The organism is Streptomyces sp. NPDC044061 (assembly GCF_056434305.1).
Genome location: NZ_JBWKFL010000060.1, coordinates 6,319 through 19,957, shown reverse-complemented (window position 1 = coordinate 19,957; position 13,639 = coordinate 6,319). Strand labels below are relative to the sequence as shown.

14 protein-coding genes and 1 pseudogene are annotated in these 13,639 nt (G+C 71.0%); 5 read left to right on the top strand and 10 right to left on the bottom strand.

Going from position 1 to position 13,639, the window contains the following annotated elements:
• Positions 1-8: 8 nt before the first annotated feature.
• The 7 genes from AC07CM_RS44820 to AC07CM_RS44790 form a co-directional block, all read right to left on the bottom strand.
• Positions 9-530 (bottom strand): flavin reductase family protein, encoded by a 522-nt coding sequence (locus AC07CM_RS44820; protein ID WP_478882328.1) that lies wholly within the window; start codon positions 528-530, stop codon positions 9-11.
• A 1-nt stretch (position 531) separates the two neighbouring features.
• Positions 532-1,014 carry a type II toxin-antitoxin system RatA family toxin gene (locus AC07CM_RS44815; RefSeq protein ID WP_478882327.1) on the bottom strand — a complete coding sequence of 161 codons (483 nt, stop codon included), beginning with the start codon at positions 1,012-1,014 and terminating at the stop codon, positions 532-534.
• A 2-nt stretch (positions 1,015-1,016) separates the two neighbouring features.
• On the bottom strand, positions 1,017-2,333 hold the full coding sequence (locus tag AC07CM_RS44810; RefSeq protein ID WP_478882326.1) for an aspartate aminotransferase family protein: 1,317 nt from the start codon (positions 2,331-2,333) through the stop codon (positions 1,017-1,019).
• On the bottom strand, positions 2,330-3,385 hold the full coding sequence (locus AC07CM_RS44805) for an SDR family oxidoreductase (RefSeq protein WP_478882325.1): 1,056 nt from the start codon (positions 3,383-3,385) through the stop codon (positions 2,330-2,332). Before AC07CM_RS44805 ends, AC07CM_RS44810 begins: the two co-directional genes overlap by 4 nt.
• Positions 3,386-3,571: 186 nt before the next feature.
• Positions 3,572-4,708, bottom strand: a complete 1,137-nt coding sequence (locus AC07CM_RS44800; RefSeq protein WP_478882324.1) for an acyl-CoA dehydrogenase — start codon at positions 4,706-4,708, stop codon at positions 3,572-3,574.
• 187 nt (positions 4,709-4,895) lie between these two features.
• Positions 4,896-6,308: a sensor histidine kinase gene (locus AC07CM_RS44795; protein ID WP_478882323.1), complete on the bottom strand. Its 1,413-nt coding sequence runs from the start codon at positions 6,306-6,308 to the stop codon at positions 4,896-4,898.
• Between the two features lie 25 nt (positions 6,309-6,333).
• Positions 6,334-7,038, bottom strand: a complete 705-nt coding sequence (locus AC07CM_RS44790) for a response regulator transcription factor (RefSeq protein WP_478882322.1) — start codon at positions 7,036-7,038, stop codon at positions 6,334-6,336.
• Positions 7,039-7,265: 227 nt separating this feature from the next.
• Between AC07CM_RS44790 and AC07CM_RS44785 the strand changes: the two genes are divergently transcribed.
• The 4 genes and pseudogenes from AC07CM_RS44785 to AC07CM_RS44770 all read left to right on the top strand — a co-directional run.
• The gene (locus AC07CM_RS44785) at positions 7,266-9,533 is read left to right on the top strand and encodes an MMPL family transporter (protein ID WP_478882321.1); all 2,268 of its coding nucleotides are present in this window, start codon (positions 7,266-7,268) and stop codon (positions 9,531-9,533) included.
• A 66-nt stretch (positions 9,534-9,599) separates the two neighbouring features.
• The gene (locus tag AC07CM_RS44780) at positions 9,600-10,163 is read left to right on the top strand and encodes an SRPBCC family protein (RefSeq protein WP_478882320.1); all 564 of its coding nucleotides are present in this window, start codon (positions 9,600-9,602) and stop codon (positions 10,161-10,163) included.
• A complete protein-coding gene (locus AC07CM_RS44775) occupies positions 10,160-10,408 on the top strand; it encodes a hypothetical protein (RefSeq protein ID WP_478882319.1) in 249 nt (82 codons plus the stop codon). The genes AC07CM_RS44780 and AC07CM_RS44775 overlap by 4 nt, the downstream gene beginning before the upstream one ends.
• Positions 10,409-10,423: 15 nt before the next feature.
• Positions 10,424-10,633: pseudogene (locus tag AC07CM_RS44770) on the top strand (GNAT family N-acetyltransferase); the annotation flags it as partial.
• A gap of 840 nt (positions 10,634-11,473) precedes the next feature.
• Here the strand turns inward: AC07CM_RS44770 and phoU are convergent.
• The 3 genes from phoU to AC07CM_RS44755 form a co-directional block, all read right to left on the bottom strand.
• Positions 11,474-12,148, bottom strand: a complete 675-nt coding sequence (gene phoU, locus AC07CM_RS44765) for a phosphate signaling complex protein PhoU (RefSeq protein WP_478882318.1) — start codon at positions 12,146-12,148, stop codon at positions 11,474-11,476.
• A 148-nt stretch (positions 12,149-12,296) separates the two neighbouring features.
• A complete protein-coding gene (locus AC07CM_RS44760; RefSeq protein ID WP_478882317.1) occupies positions 12,297-12,470 on the bottom strand; it encodes a hypothetical protein in 174 nt (57 codons plus the stop codon).
• The gene (locus AC07CM_RS44755; RefSeq protein ID WP_478882316.1) at positions 12,467-12,709 is read right to left on the bottom strand and encodes a hypothetical protein; all 243 of its coding nucleotides are present in this window, start codon (positions 12,707-12,709) and stop codon (positions 12,467-12,469) included. Before AC07CM_RS44755 ends, AC07CM_RS44760 begins: the two co-directional genes overlap by 4 nt.
• A gap of 115 nt (positions 12,710-12,824) precedes the next feature.
• Between AC07CM_RS44755 and AC07CM_RS44750 the strand changes: the two genes are divergently transcribed.
• Positions 12,825-13,229: a hypothetical protein gene (locus AC07CM_RS44750; protein ID WP_478882315.1), complete on the top strand. Its 405-nt coding sequence runs from the start codon at positions 12,825-12,827 to the stop codon at positions 13,227-13,229.
• Positions 13,230-13,639 lie beyond the last annotated feature (410 nt).

Genomic DNA, 13,639 nt, shown 5'->3' with positions numbered 1-13,639 from the left:
GGGGCGGGTCAGGCGAGCTGCCGGTAGCGTCCGGCGTGCCGGACGAGCGGCTGCCCCTCCTCGTGGCGGCAGTGGTCGGCGTGTCCGATGACGACGACGTGATCGCCGCCCGGGTAGGTGTGCTCGACCGAGCACGCCACCCAGGCGAGCGCATCGTCGAGCGCGGGCAGGCCCTCGTATGTGTGGTGGGGCACCGAGGCGAAACGGGCCTCCGGTGACGTGCCGGGGGCGGCGAAGGTCGAGGCGGTCGCGGAGGCGCCCACCGGCAGTGCGTTGACCAGGAACCTGCCGCTGTCAAGGATGCGTTCCAGGGTCTGCGAACGGGCGCCGATGCCCAGCAGGACGAGCGGCGGGTCCAACGACAGCGAGCAGACGGCGCTCGCGGTGACTCCGGCGGGACCGGCTGCCGTCGTGGTCGTGACCACGGTGACTCCTGTGGGGAGCTGAGCAAACGCGGCGCGCAACGCGGACCCAGACGATCCGTCAACAGCGGGCGGCCGGTGTGCTGCGGGGGCTGTGGATGCCGTCATCTCAGCCCTGCACGGTCTGCAGGTCGTCGGAGTCGACCCCGGTGACGAAGACCAGCGTGTCGCCGAGCAACCCGACGAGGATCGCGCTGATGTTCTCGCGCAGGGTCCGCTCGGCGATCGGGTCGATGATCCGCTCCAGGGACGGCATCCCGAGGTCGAAGTCCGCGGTGAACGTCACGGTGGTGTCGGCTCCGGCGGCCGTGATCCTCCAGGCGCCGTCGAACCGCTCGAAGTCACCGTCGATCTGCTCGAAGCCGAGGGTGAGGCTTTCGGCATCCACCAGATCCCGCTCGGTCCAGCGCAGCTCGCCCTTACGGAAGTTCACCGACCACTCCGAGACCAGGGAACCATCGGGGTCGTTGCGCACCGTCACCTTGCGGACGGCGTCCGTGTGGTCGGGGTAGCGCTCGAAGTCCCTGAGGCGGTCGAAGACGGCCAGCGGGTCGGAACCGGGCAGCAGGGCCTCGATCTCTACGTGGCGCATGGTCAGACGGTCCTCTCGGCAAGTTCGGGTTCGGGCTCGTGGTGGCGCTGGGCGGCGGCGGGAGGTTCGGGGTGGCGGGAGGCCACCGCTCGCGCCGCCCTGTGCACGGCGTCCAGCAGGGCAGTCAGGTCGTTGCGGCCGATCACCGCGGGAGGTGTGAGGCGCAGCACCCGGTGGGCGTTGAGCGAGTGGTTGACGAGGACTCCGCAGTCCATGAGTTCCATCACCAGGTCTCCGGCGACGCCCTCGTCGACGAGTTCGACGGCGATGAGCAGTCCCGCGCCCCGGACTTCCCGGACGAGGTGCGGGCAGGCCTCTTGCAGCATCTCTGCCAGTTCGTCCCGCAGCCGGGGTCCGATGCGGGCGGCCCGCTCGACCAGGCCCTCGGCGGCGATGGTTTCGACGGCGGCGGCGGCTGCCGCGCAGGCGACGGGTGAGCCGGCGAAGGTGGATGTGTGGATGAACGGGTCGCGGCTGAACGGCGCGTATGCCTCCGGGGTGGCCACCATCGCCGCCACCGGGATCAAGCCGCCCGACAGGTTCTTGCCTACGAGCAGGATGTCCGGTGTGATGCCCTCCCGGTCCGCTCCCCACCAGGTGCCGAGTCGCCCGAGGCCGGTCTGCACCTCGTCGAGGACGAGCAGCGCTCCGTGCGCGCGGCACGCCCGCTGTACGGCGGTGAGATAGCCGGATGGTGGGATGACCACGCCGTTCTCACCTTGCACGGGTTCGAGGACGACGCATGCGTTCGGCGTGGCCGCGAGCGTGTGCTCCAGGGCGTCGGCGTCTCCGTACGGCACGTGCTGCACGTCGGGGACCAACGGCCGGAACGGCGCCTGGTACAGCTCCCGGGCGGTGAGGCTGAGCGCACCCATGGTCTTGCCGTGGTAGCCGCCCGCCGTGGAGATCAGGTGGCGTTTGCCGTGTGCGCGGGCGAGTTTGATCGCCGCTTCCGTGGCCTCCGCGCCGGAGTTGACGAAGTGGACGTACTCCAGTCCTGCCGGGGCCACGCCGGCGAGCGCCTCGGCCGCCTTCGCCGCGACTGGTTCGAGCAGGATCCGGGTCGCGAGGGCGTGTCTGCGCAGCTGGGTGCTGACCGCCTGGACGACCTTGGGGTGCTGGTGGCCGAGGATGAACACGCCGTAGCCGCCGCAGTCGATGTACCGGCGCCCCGACGCGTCCCACACGTGGACGCCCTTGGAGGCGACCTCGACCAGACCTCCGGTGACCTCCGCGAGCCGCGCGCGGCCTCGGCTGATGTGACGCCGGTAGCCCTGGGCGACGGCGGTGGCGTCGACCGCCTCGAACTCGGGGGTCATGCGGTCGCTCCCTCGGGCGTGCGGGACGGGGCCAGGTTCTTGACGTGGACCAGGTGGTCGATCGACGCGCCCAGCGCGGAGCGTGTCTCCTGCGCGGTGAGTGCCCCGGGGCCGCCGGTCAGCGCATCGAGGGTGCAGGGCAGCGGTTCGGCGGTGTCGAACAGCGCCGTCATCGCCAGCATGTCGTCGAACTTGCGGCGGGCGGCGGGCGGCAGCGGGTCGATGAACACCGGGCGGACCAGGCGGTCCACCATGTCGGGGTCGACGAGCCGCGGGCTGGTCATGGGTATGCCGAACGCCTTGGCCCGGTCCCGGCAGGCCCGCACCACCTCGCCCGCCGTCGGCGCCGCCTCGCCGGTGGTGAGCCAGTGCTCCGCACCGGTGAACGGCTGGTCCACGAGCGTGGCCAGCGCCTGGGCGGCGACATCGCGGGGGATGACGTCGGCGCGCGCGGACGGGTCGAGGGGGAGCAGCGGCACGGTGCTCTTCAGCAGGGCGGTCACGATGGTGTGGAGTCCCTGGAAGCGGGGGATGAAGCCGGTGTCCCGGTCACCGATGATCACCGACGGTCGCGCGATGGTGTACGGCAGTCTGCTGGAGCGGACCAGTTGTTCGGCGGCACGCTTGGAGTCGAGGTAGTGGTCCGGGACGGCCGTTGCCTCGCCCTGGGCCCGTCCGGCGACCTGCCGGGTCAGCTCCGTGCGGGCCACGAAGGCCGTGCTGACATAGAGGAGTTCGGCTCCGGCCCGGGCGGCGAACTCGACGACGCGTTGCGTACCGCGTGTGTTGAGCTCGGCGGTGGCCTGCGCGCCGGCCCCGAAGTCGGTGGTGGCGCCGCAGTGCACGACGGTGTCGACGATGTCGGCGAGCCAGTGGTATGTGGCGTCGTCCACGCCCAGCCGGGGTGCGGCGAGGTCCCCGCGGACCTGCTCCGCGGGGACGTGGGAGCTGTGGATGAGGGCGATCACGCGGTGGCGGCCCAGTAGTGGCAGCACGGCGCTGCCGAGCACGCCGGACGCGCCGGTGAGCAGGACGGTCTTGCGCTGGTTCAAGGGTGATCTCCTGGTGCAGGGCTTGGGCGGACGGGCCACGAGCCGAGGAAGCGTGGAGCCGGGTGACGGCCCCGGTGCCGGTCTCCGGGCAGGCCGGAAGCGGGCGGGAGGTCAAAGGCGCGCGAGCTGGGGCAGCGCGTCGGAGGGCTGACGGGTGGAACGGTGCGGACCGTTGGCCGGACACGGTCAGGCGATCGTCAGCGCCGAGCCCGCGAAGTAGTCCCGCAGTGCCGTGGCCATACGGGACCGGGACGGCGGGTGGAAGGCGAGCGCCTGGGTGCAGGAGGCGAGGTAGGCCACCTGCGGATCGCTGATGAAGGCCATGCCGCCGAGCGATTCCACACATCGCTGGACGGCGCGGGCGATGGCGTCCTGGGCGGCGTACCGGCACACCAGCGCCGTCGCGAGTGCCTCTTGCCCCGAGAAGCCGTCCCGCATGCGGAAGGCGATGCCCTCGACCGAGCCCATCACGGCCTCCAGCTCCGTGACGAGCACGGCCTGCTCGGTCACCGAGACCCGGTTCTGCAGCAGGACGCGCTCGGCGAGGGCGCTCGCGGCTCCGAGGTACGACGCCGTCATCAGCAGCTCGAACCAGAGGAAGCCTGCGGTCTGCAGGTCGTCGAGGCCGCCGACGGCCTCGGGGTCGATCCGCACCAGCAGATCCTCCGGCACGGGGACCCGGTCGAGGATCACCGCCTCGCTCTCCGCCCCGGCGAGCACGGGCGTCGTCCAGAAGGGCTCCACCCGCATGCCCTCCGAACCGGCCGGGACGAGCGCCACGGCCATCTGCGTGCCGTCGCCGTCGGCGAGCGGCACGGTGACGGACGCGGTCAGCAGGTCCATCGAGCGGGCGAGGCTGCACGGCTTCTTGCTGCCGGAGACGAGGATCTGCCCGTCCTCCGCCTGCTCGGCCCGCATGGTCGGGGACAGGATGTGCTGGCCGGGCTGCCCCTCGGCGAATCCCGAGGCCAGCAGCAGGCCGTCCCGGGCCACGCCTTCGAGCAGCATCCACTCCAGCCCTTGGTTGGCCCGGTGGGTCTCGACGAGCCCGGCCACGGAGAAGTGGTGCATCGTGGTGGCCACGGCCAGCGACGGCGACCGGGAGGCCACGGCGCGCTGCACGCGGACGGCCTGGACCGCGTCCGCTCCGGTGCCGGAGTGCTCGGACGGCACCAGCAGCGCCGGTCCGCCCGCCTTCTTGAACGCTTCGAGGGCCGGGCTCCCGGGCCGTTCCAGAACCTCCCAGTCTTGGTCGGACAGCGTGCTGTCGAGTCCCGGCAGCAGGTCTTCCAGCACAGCGCGCTCGGTGCGCAGGAACCTCATGTTCCCCCCTTGGTGCACATGTTCGGTCGATCGGACAACGACGCTATGGGCACGCGATGCAACCCCGCGTCAGAGGAGTGTCAGCTCAGATGCAGATATGCCTGTACTTGGCAGGGCGAGGTTTTGCATCCCGGCTGTCGTACGGCACAAGCCACAACCCCGCGCATGCCGTGCCGGTCCGCACGCGTCAGGTACGCCCGCCGACGTCGCTGCGGGTGAGGGTGCTCACGCCGGGCATGTCCCGTGCGAGGTCGATCTCGGCGACCAGGCCGTGCGGCTCCGCGGGGGACAACGACAGTTGGCCGCCGCCGACCTCGAGCAGCGCGGTGGCGATGGCCAGCCCCAGTCCGGAGCCCGCCCGGTCCCGGACCTGCTCGCCACGCCAGAACCGGTCCGTCGCCCGGGTCATGTCCTCGGCGCTCATCCCCGGCCCCTCGTCTGTGACGGTCACCCGTGCCCGGGTGTCGTCCGCCCAGGTGCGTACGGTGATCCGCCCGCCGGACGGAGAAAAACCCAGCGCGTTGTCCAGCAGCACGTCGAGGGTCTGGTCGAGCACGCCCGGCTGGCAGCAGGCGATCGCCTGGTCGCCCTTGACCACGATGGTGACGTCGGCCGCCGACGCCTGCGCGCTCCAGGCGCGGGCGCGTGCCTGGGCCACGGACCGGACCTCCACCGGCGTGGCTCCGCTGTCGGCCTCGGACGCCCGGGCCAGCACGAGCAGTTCGTCGAGGATCCGGCCGAGCCGGTCCGCCTCCTCGGCCGCCTGCGCGAGATGGGGGCGCCCGGCCTCGGTGACCGCGCAGTCCAGCACGTCGATCCGCAGCCGCAGCGCAGAGAGCGGGTTGCGCAGCTGGTGCGAGGCGTCCGCGACAAAGCTGCGCTGCGCCTGAAGGAGGGCGACGAGCCGGTCGGTCATCGTGTTGACGGCTGCGGCGAGTTCACGGATCTCCGCCGGGCCGCTGTCCGTGGCTGCCCGTGTCTCGTAGCGCCCCTGCGCGATCGCGCCGACGGCGTGGTGCAGCCGGCCGATCGGGCGCAGGCTCCACCGGGACAGTGGTACGGCAGCCACCGCGGCGGCCAGCAGCCCGATCGCGGCGACGCCCAGGAGCACGGCGTTCTGACCCATCACCTGCGCGCGTAGCGAGGTCGTGGGCGAGACGGTGGCGACCGCGCCGATCACCCGCCCGTGCTCGAAGACCGGGGCGGCCACGAGCAGCGGCTCGGCGGTGATGCTGAACGGGTAGTCCAGCGGCAGGTTCGGCTTGCCGTCCAGGGCACGCCGTACGGTCCGCCGCCACTCCTCCCGTTCGATCCGCGTGCCGGGACGCGTGGTGAAGACGGTCTTGCCCCGGGTGTCGAAGAGCAGGACCGCGCTGTTTCTGCGCGCGCCGTAGGAGGTGGCCTGGCCGGCCCATGAGGCGTCTTTCGTGGGGGTGGCCGTGCGTGCCGCGGCGTCCGCCAGTTTCTCCGTGTCGTTGACCTGCGCTATGGCCAGGCGATGGAACTCGTTCATCGCGAGACTCAGGGCGAGTGGAATTTCGAGCGCCAGAAGCAGCACCGCAGTCAGCGAGAGGCAGGTGATCAGCAGTCTGCGGCGCATGGCCGGTACCTCCGGGCCCACACGGTCAGTCCTTGGCCGGCGAGCCGAGGCGGAAGCCGACCCCGCGCAGGGTCTCGATCCACTCGTAGCCGCCGAGCTTGTTGCGCAGGCTTCCGATGTGCACGTCGAGGGTGCGGGTCGAGCCGTACCAGTTCTCGTCCCACACTCGGGAGATGATCGACTCCCGGGTGTGCACGGTGTCGGGAGCCTTCACCAGCATCACCAGCAGGTCGAACTCCTTGCGGGTGAGCTGTAACCTCCGTCTCTCCAGCGTGGCGCTACGGCTGCTGAGGTCGAGATGCAGCTGGCCGACGGCCAGGATGTCCTGCGCGCCGCCGTGGCAGGCGGGGTCGTGCCCGTGGCCGTCCAGTCCGCAGCGGCAGGAGCGCCGGGCCACGGCGTCGATGCGTGCGTTGAGTTCGTGCACGCTGTACGGCTTGACGATGTAGTCGTCCGCGCCCGCGTGCAGGCCCATCACCCGGTCGATTTCCTCGGCGCGGGCGGTGAGGGCGATGACCGGTACGGCCGACTGCACCCGGATGCGTTTGCACACCTCGACGCCGTCCAGGTCGGGCAGTCCCAGGTCGAGCAGAACGAACTCGCACTCCTCCAGGCGCTCCAGCGCCTCAGCGCCGGTGTGCACGACGACGACGTGATGTCCTCGCATGCCCAGTACGGTCTCCAGCGCATCGGCCACCCGCGCGTCGTCCTCCACCACCAGAATGTCCACTCATCCTCCCGTTCTGCGTACGACGGACTCGGCCGTGGTCGCTGCCCCACTGCAAAGGAGTTAGTCGTAACAGAGTGAAGGGGAATTGCAGTTCGTCTGAACTGTGCCTGCCACTGCGCTGCTCATCGCCTTCTTAGCGTGGGAAACACCTGCTCCGCGGCGACAGGGCAGCAGTCTGGCAGCCCTTCGCTCTCCGCCGCGAAGCCTGTCCGTCGCAGGGAGCTGCTGTGAGCGACACATCGACCCGTACCCCACCCGGCCGTGAGAAGACCGGCGCCGCGGCAGCAACCGACGGCGGCGGCACCTCCCGGCTGGCCGCCTTCGGCCGGACCGTGGCCCGAAGGCAGGTGCCCGTACTGCTGCTGACGCTCGTGGTGGTGGCCATCGCGGCGGTCCTCGGTGGTGGCGTCTCCAAGCGCCTGTCCAGTGGCGGGTTCACCGATCCGAAGTCCGAGTCCACCAAGGCGGAACGGTTCCTCGCCGACCGCTTCAAGTCCGGTGTGCCGAACCTGGTCCTGCTGGCCCGTGCGCCCGGCTCCGTGGACGACGCCGCGGCGGCCGCCGCGGGCCGCGACCTGACCCAACGCGTGGCCAAGTCCCCCGGCGTGCTGTCCGCCGACTCCTACTGGACCATGCCCGGCGCATCCCCGCTGCGCTCCAAGGACGGGCGCTTCGCCCTCGTACTCGTCCGGCTGGGCGGCAGCGAGGACGACTTCCGCGCCACGGCCAAACGCCTCGTCCCCCAGGTCAGGGGCAAACAGGGCGTCCTCGACGTCTCCGTCACCGGTTCCGCCCAGGTCTCGGTGGAGATCGAGAAGCGCAGTGAGGAGGACCTGACCAAGGCCGAGACGATCACCGCCCCGGCGACCCTGCTGATCCTGCTCGTGGTCTTCGGCAGCGCGGTGGCGGCCGCCCTTCCCCTAGCCGTGGGTGTGCTGTCCGTGCTCGGCACCTTCCTCGTGCTGCGCCTGCTGTCCATGGTGGCCTCGGTGTCGGTGTTCGCCACCAACATCACCACTGCCCTCGGGCTCGGCCTGGCCATCGACTACAGCCTGTTCATGGTCACCCGCTACCGCGAGGAGCTGGCGAGCGGGAAGAACGTCCCCGACGCCATCGCCGACACGGTGCGCACCGCCGGCCGTACCGTGCTCTTCTCCGCGGTCACCGTGGCCCTGTCGCTCGCCGGGCTGCTGGTCTTCCCGCTGTACTTCCTGCGCTCGTTCGCGTACGCGGGCATGGCGGTCGTAGCGCTGGCCGCGCTCGGCGCCGTCGTCGTCCTGCCGGCCCTGCTGGCCCTGCTGGGGCGGCGCGTCGACGCGTGGAACGTGCGCCGGCTGCTTCTGCGCCGCCGCGAACGCCTCGCCGGGGCGGAGGAGCACGGCTTCTGGCATCGGCTCGCCACGGCTGTGATGCGCCGCCCCGCGCTCTTCGCGCTCGCCGTGGTAGCGCTGCTCGTCACCCTCGGGCTGCCCTTCACCCGGGCCTCGTTCGGCATCACCGACGACCGGGAGCTGCCCGCATCCGCGCCGGCCCACGTCGCCGCCCAGGCAGTCCGTGACGACTTCGACAGCAGGGAGAACTCGGTCCTGTCCGTCGTGCTGCCGGCCACCCCGGCTGATCGAGTCGGCTCCTATGCCGCACGGGTGTCCGCGCTCCCCGGTGTCTCCCGTGTTGACGCCGCCACCGGGTCGTACGCCGCCGGGAAGCAGGTCGCGCAGCCCGGCCCCACGTCCGCCCGCTTCCGTGCCTCCGGCGCCACCTGGATGTCGGTCGTTCCCTCGGTCGAACCGTACTCCGACGCGGGCACGCGGCTGGTCGAACGACTCCGCGCGGCCGACGGGGCGCCGGGACGCGTCCTCGTCGGCGGCCAGGCCGCCCTGCTGGTGGACACGCGTGACGCCCTCACCGACGGACTGCCGTGGACCGGGCTGATCATCGCTGGCACGACCCTGGTCCTGCTGTTCCTTTTCACCGGCAGCCTGCTCATCCCGGTCAAGGCGATCGTCTTCAACCTGCTGAGCCTGAGCGCGACGTTCGGCGCGATGGTCTACGTGTTCCAGGACGGCCACCTCAAGTGGCTCGTCGGTGACTTCACCGTGACGGGCCTGCTCGACATCAGCATGCCGGTGCTGATGTTCTGTGTGGCCTTCGGCCTGTCCATGGACTACGAGGTCTTCCTGCTCTCCCGCATCCGGGAGGTGTACGTGGAGACCGGCGACAACACCCGCGCCGTCGCGCTCGGCCTGGAGCGCACCGGGCGGCTGGTCAGCGCTGCCGCCCTGCTCTTCGCGACGGTCATGGCGGCGTTCGCGACCTCGGGGCTCACCATCCTCAAACTGCTGGGCGTCGGACTGGCGCTGGCCGTGGTGATGGACGCCACCGTCGTCCGCGGCCTCCTCGTCCCGTCCGTGATGCGCCTGGCCGGACGCGCCAACTGGTGGGCCCCGGGGCCCCTGCGGCGTCTGCACGAACGCCTCGGGCTGAAGGACGCCTGAGGACCGATCCGCCCCAGGCGGCCCACGTCAGGGGCGGCCGCCCGCCGACCAGGAGAGGCCATCGCGATGCACGAGCCGACCGCGATCGGAAGCGTTCACGTCCACGCCCGACCGGACACCGTCTACCGGCTCCTCACCGACCTGTCCCAGTGGCGTGGCTTCGTCGCCGAGTGCCACGTCACACCACAACGGTTCACCGCACGCGTCGGCGGGCGGTTCCAGGGCACGAACCGCCACGGCCCGATGGTCTGGCGCACGACCGCCACAGTGACCCACGCCACGCACGACCGCTGCTTCGCCTTCCGGGTGACCCTGCTCGGCAGGCCAGTGTCCGACTGGCGCTACGACATCGTGCCTACCGACCACGGCTGCCGGGTCACCGAAAGCACCCGCGACCACCGCGGGCCGCTGCTGCGCGCGGTCTCCGTGCTGGCCACCGGTGTAGTGGACCGGGCGGCGCTCAACCGCCGCAACATCGAACGCACCTTGACCCGGCTCAAGGTCCTGTCGGAGGCGGTGGAGCACATGGGCAGCGCGACGAAAGCGGTCGAAGGGGGCGGGGAGGGCGACGGCCGCCCGCTGGAACCGGAACCACAAGGAGAACTCGGAAGCGAAGGGACACACCGATGAACCGCATCGTGCTCTCCCTGAAGCCGCTCTGGCTCCAACTGCACACCCACCACCAGCAGGTCGGGAGCCATCTGGAGGCCCTGGCGCCCATGCGCACGCCCCAGGAAACCTGGCAAATACGGCGCGACAAGTACGTGGAGTGGCTGAAGTCGCCCCTCACACGAGCCTTCACCGCGCGCGACGGGGACCGCCTGCTGGGCTACGCGATGGTCCAGGTCACCGACTCACCGGGATCATGGCAGTAGGGCGAGCGGGTCGGTGACCTGGAAACGCTCGTGGTCGACGAGGACGCACGCGGCGCGGGCATCAGCCAGACCCTCATGTCGGCTGCCCGCGACCACCTGGCGCAGCATGGCGTACAGGTCATGAACATCTCCGTGCTCGCCGGCAACGACGACGCCCTCCGCTTCTACGAACGCGAGGGCGCCACGCCGTTCCTGCGGACCGTAGTGATGCCGACTGGCGGCTGACGCCGGCACCCGCGCGCGGATCGTCATCATCAGCAGGCGTCTGCCCCGGATAGGTCACCCCCAGCTTGCCTGTGCTGTTCGGGGATCCGGAAGCCGGGCAGGATCTGGATCCCCTCCAGCAGCGCGCATCCGCTGGGGTCGGATGCTGGTGCGACCACCCGTCACCCACCCCATCCAACTGCACCTACCCAGACAGGGGACCAGCATGGGCGACGCGCGGTATCGCACTATCGGACCGCCACAGCGCCATGCTGCACTCCGCCTCGGTCGACGAAACACCCTTGTCGTTCCTGGCTGTTACGGGACGGTGTGGATCTCCCGGAGGACCGCGGCATGGACGCTGTGAATGAGCCGCTGCTGCGCCTCGCTGAGCCCACACACCATGTGTTCGGTATCGCTGGGTCCGATTTCAATACCGCAGATGGTCAGGTTGCCGAACAGGTACTCATCCGGGCCACCAAGCGCTGCCACGAGACGGTTGGCCGTGGGGTTCGGCGGGTTGCTGCCAGATGAGCAACTGCGCTCACCTGTCCCTGAAGGCCGGGGCCGCGCCACGCGGCTTGCTGAATCGTGAACGCAGCCGGGCTCCCGTGGTGCGGATCTGCGTCCTCACGCATCCGCTCCGCGACACCATCACGGAACTCCAGCCGGCCATCGGGCTGGAGCAGTGCGTAAACGCCAGACATGACGCCAACCTTCGAGAGTGTGCCGCACGGAGTCGGCGGTCACGTCACCGGAGCCGATCTTGTCCAAAACGGCCTTCAGCACCGTGTACGCGATCCAGGTGGTCTGCACCCCGGCATCCGCGGGGTCACTACGGGTGTCGCCGAAGGCCGCAGATCATGCAGTCACCGGTGGGTCGGTGGCCACCTCATCCGCGTGCTCGCCCGTGACCAGGAAGACCACACGGCGGGCGATGGAGACGGCATGGTCGGCGAAACGCTCGTAGTAGCGGCCGAGCAGCGTGACGTCGACGGCCGTCTCCACCCTGTGATGCCAACGGTCGTCCATCAGGTGCTGGAAGATCATGCGGTGCAGCTCGTCCATCCGGTCGTCGTCCTGCTCCATCTGCAACGCGGCATCCACGTCGCGGGTGAGGAGGACTTCGGCGGCCTGCGCCATCAGGCGCCGCGCGAGCTGCCCCATCTCCAGGATCGTGCGACGCAGGTCCCCCGGCACAGCGTGCTCGGGATAACGCCGCTGGGCCACCGTGGCCACATGCCGGGCCAGGACCCCGCACCGTTCCAGGTCCGCGCCCATGCTCAGCGAGGTGACCACCACCCACAGATCCGTGGCGACCGGCTGCTGACGCGCGAGCACCGCGATCGCCCGGTTCTCCAGATCCCGCTGGAACTCCTCGACCTGGTCTTCGGCGGAGATCACGCTCTCCGCGACCTGAAGATCGGCATCCAGCAGAGCGCCGGTGGCCTGGCCCACGGCCGAACCGACCAGGTTCGCCATCTCCACCAGACTCTCGCCGATCGACGCCAGCTCCGCGTGATACGCCCCCCGCATCCGGTCCTCACCATCCAGCCCTCAGCCCAGATTCACCGGCTGTACACGCTCGCACACCCTGCGTAAGAAGGAGCGACCTCGTCACCCGCCGCGGGTGAACGCCTCCCGAACTCATCGACCACGCCCCCCAAGAAGCAGACATAGCCAGTCACAGGACGGTGCCGCGCAGGGCGCGGCGGTCCCCCGACATTGCGTAGCGGCGGGCGGCGAGGCCGTGCTCGAGGGGTTCGCCGATCCCCTCGCACAGCGGCGCCAGGACATCGGCCGCGGCCGTGTCGGACAGGTACGCGGGGGCGACTTTAAGCATCAGCTCCCCGATCACGTGCGTATGAGCGGCGAGGTCGTCGACGGTTGCGCGGAGCGCGGCGAGCGCAGCATCCGCCGACGCATCGGCGGCCAGCCGGGGCGCGGCGGTACGGACACGACGTCACCCGTGCGTCCGGAGACGGCGATCAGGGCGCGCTGGGACAGGCCGTAGTCGAGCGCGGCGGCGGCCGGGCCGGTGTCTCGCGTGCGAGACAGATCGGTGCTGGCCGCGACGGCGCCGTGGATCGCGGACATCACCCGGGTGACGTCCAGGAGCCGGCCGGCATGCCTGCGCGCGGCTGATGCCGAACTCCGCCTGGCAGTACGACTCCCATGAGGCGTAGCCGAGTGGCAGCCAGACGCGGGCGGCGTGGGCATCGCGGACCCGGGTGGCAAGCACCGTCACGGAGCGCCGGACGTCGTCCATCGCCTCACGCAGCCCCGCCGTCACCCCCCGGGCCTGCGCAACGCTGAGCATCGGCTGCGCCGGTTCGGCGACGTGCTCCCGGTCCTCGCTGTGCTCGCCCACCGCTCCATCGTCCTGCGCGCCGGCGGGCCCGGCCAGGGGGTACGGAAGCACCGTTGCGCGGCGGAAGTGGGCAACGACGCTGCCCAGCGTGGGCGTGCCGCCTCGCGCGCCGGGCTGTGCGCCCGCCTTCAGCGGCAGGTGCCCCCGGCGCCCCGCGTCCAGGTGCCGGCCCCTGCCTCCGTCCCGGACCCGGCCGCGGCGTTCGCTGCGGAGGAGGCCCGGGCGGCGGTGCTGCGGTGCCCGTAGGCCCTGAGAGACCCCGGCACCCGATTCCCGCCCGACGCGTCCGACGAGGTCCTGGCCGTGGCCCTCAGCGCCGTACTTGAGGACGAACAGGACGGGTACGCACAGCGCCTGGAAGCCTTCACCGAACAGCACCGCGAACGCCTGGAAGAGATGCTGACCGGGTACGGACCGGGCAGCACACCCGCCAGTCACGGCCGGTACGCGCTGGTCGGCCAGCCCGAAGCCTCATCATCTGCGAACGGATGGAAACCGCCCCGTTCCTCCTGCGCAGCTGGTGGGAGCTGGAAGACATCCGCTGGACGATCTTGGACCGCGCATCCGCCTGAGCCGGTGAGGCTGCCGGACCCGGGGGGGGGGGGGGGGGGGGGGGGGGGGGGGGGGGGGGGGGGGGGGGGGGGGGGGAGGGGGAG

Excerpts from the sequence above, each read along its gene's own strand:
- AC07CM_RS44820 (WP_478882328.1), bottom strand. The coding sequence starts at position 530 with ATGACGGCATCCACAGCCCCCGCAGCACACCGGCCGCCCGCTGTTGAC.
- AC07CM_RS44815 (WP_478882327.1), bottom strand. The coding sequence starts at position 1,014 with ATGCGCCACGTAGAGATCGAGGCCCTGCTGCCCGGTTCCGACCCGCTG.
- AC07CM_RS44810 (WP_478882326.1), bottom strand. The coding sequence starts at position 2,333 with ATGACCCCCGAGTTCGAGGCGGTCGACGCCACCGCCGTCGCCCAGGGC.
- AC07CM_RS44800 (WP_478882324.1), bottom strand. The coding sequence starts at position 4,708 with ATGAGGTTCCTGCGCACCGAGCGCGCTGTGCTGGAAGACCTGCTGCCG.
- AC07CM_RS44795 (WP_478882323.1), bottom strand. The coding sequence starts at position 6,308 with ATGCGCCGCAGACTGCTGATCACCTGCCTCTCGCTGACTGCGGTGCTG.
- AC07CM_RS44780 (WP_478882320.1), top strand. The coding sequence starts at position 9,600 with ATGCACGAGCCGACCGCGATCGGAAGCGTTCACGTCCACGCCCGACCG.
- AC07CM_RS44775 (WP_478882319.1), top strand. The coding sequence starts at position 10,160 with ATGAACCGCATCGTGCTCTCCCTGAAGCCGCTCTGGCTCCAACTGCAC.
- phoU (WP_478882318.1), bottom strand. The coding sequence starts at position 12,148 with ATGCGGGGGGCGTATCACGCGGAGCTGGCGTCGATCGGCGAGAGTCTG.
- AC07CM_RS44755 (WP_478882316.1), bottom strand. The coding sequence starts at position 12,709 with ATGTCCGCGATCCACGGCGCCGTCGCGGCCAGCACCGATCTGTCTCGC.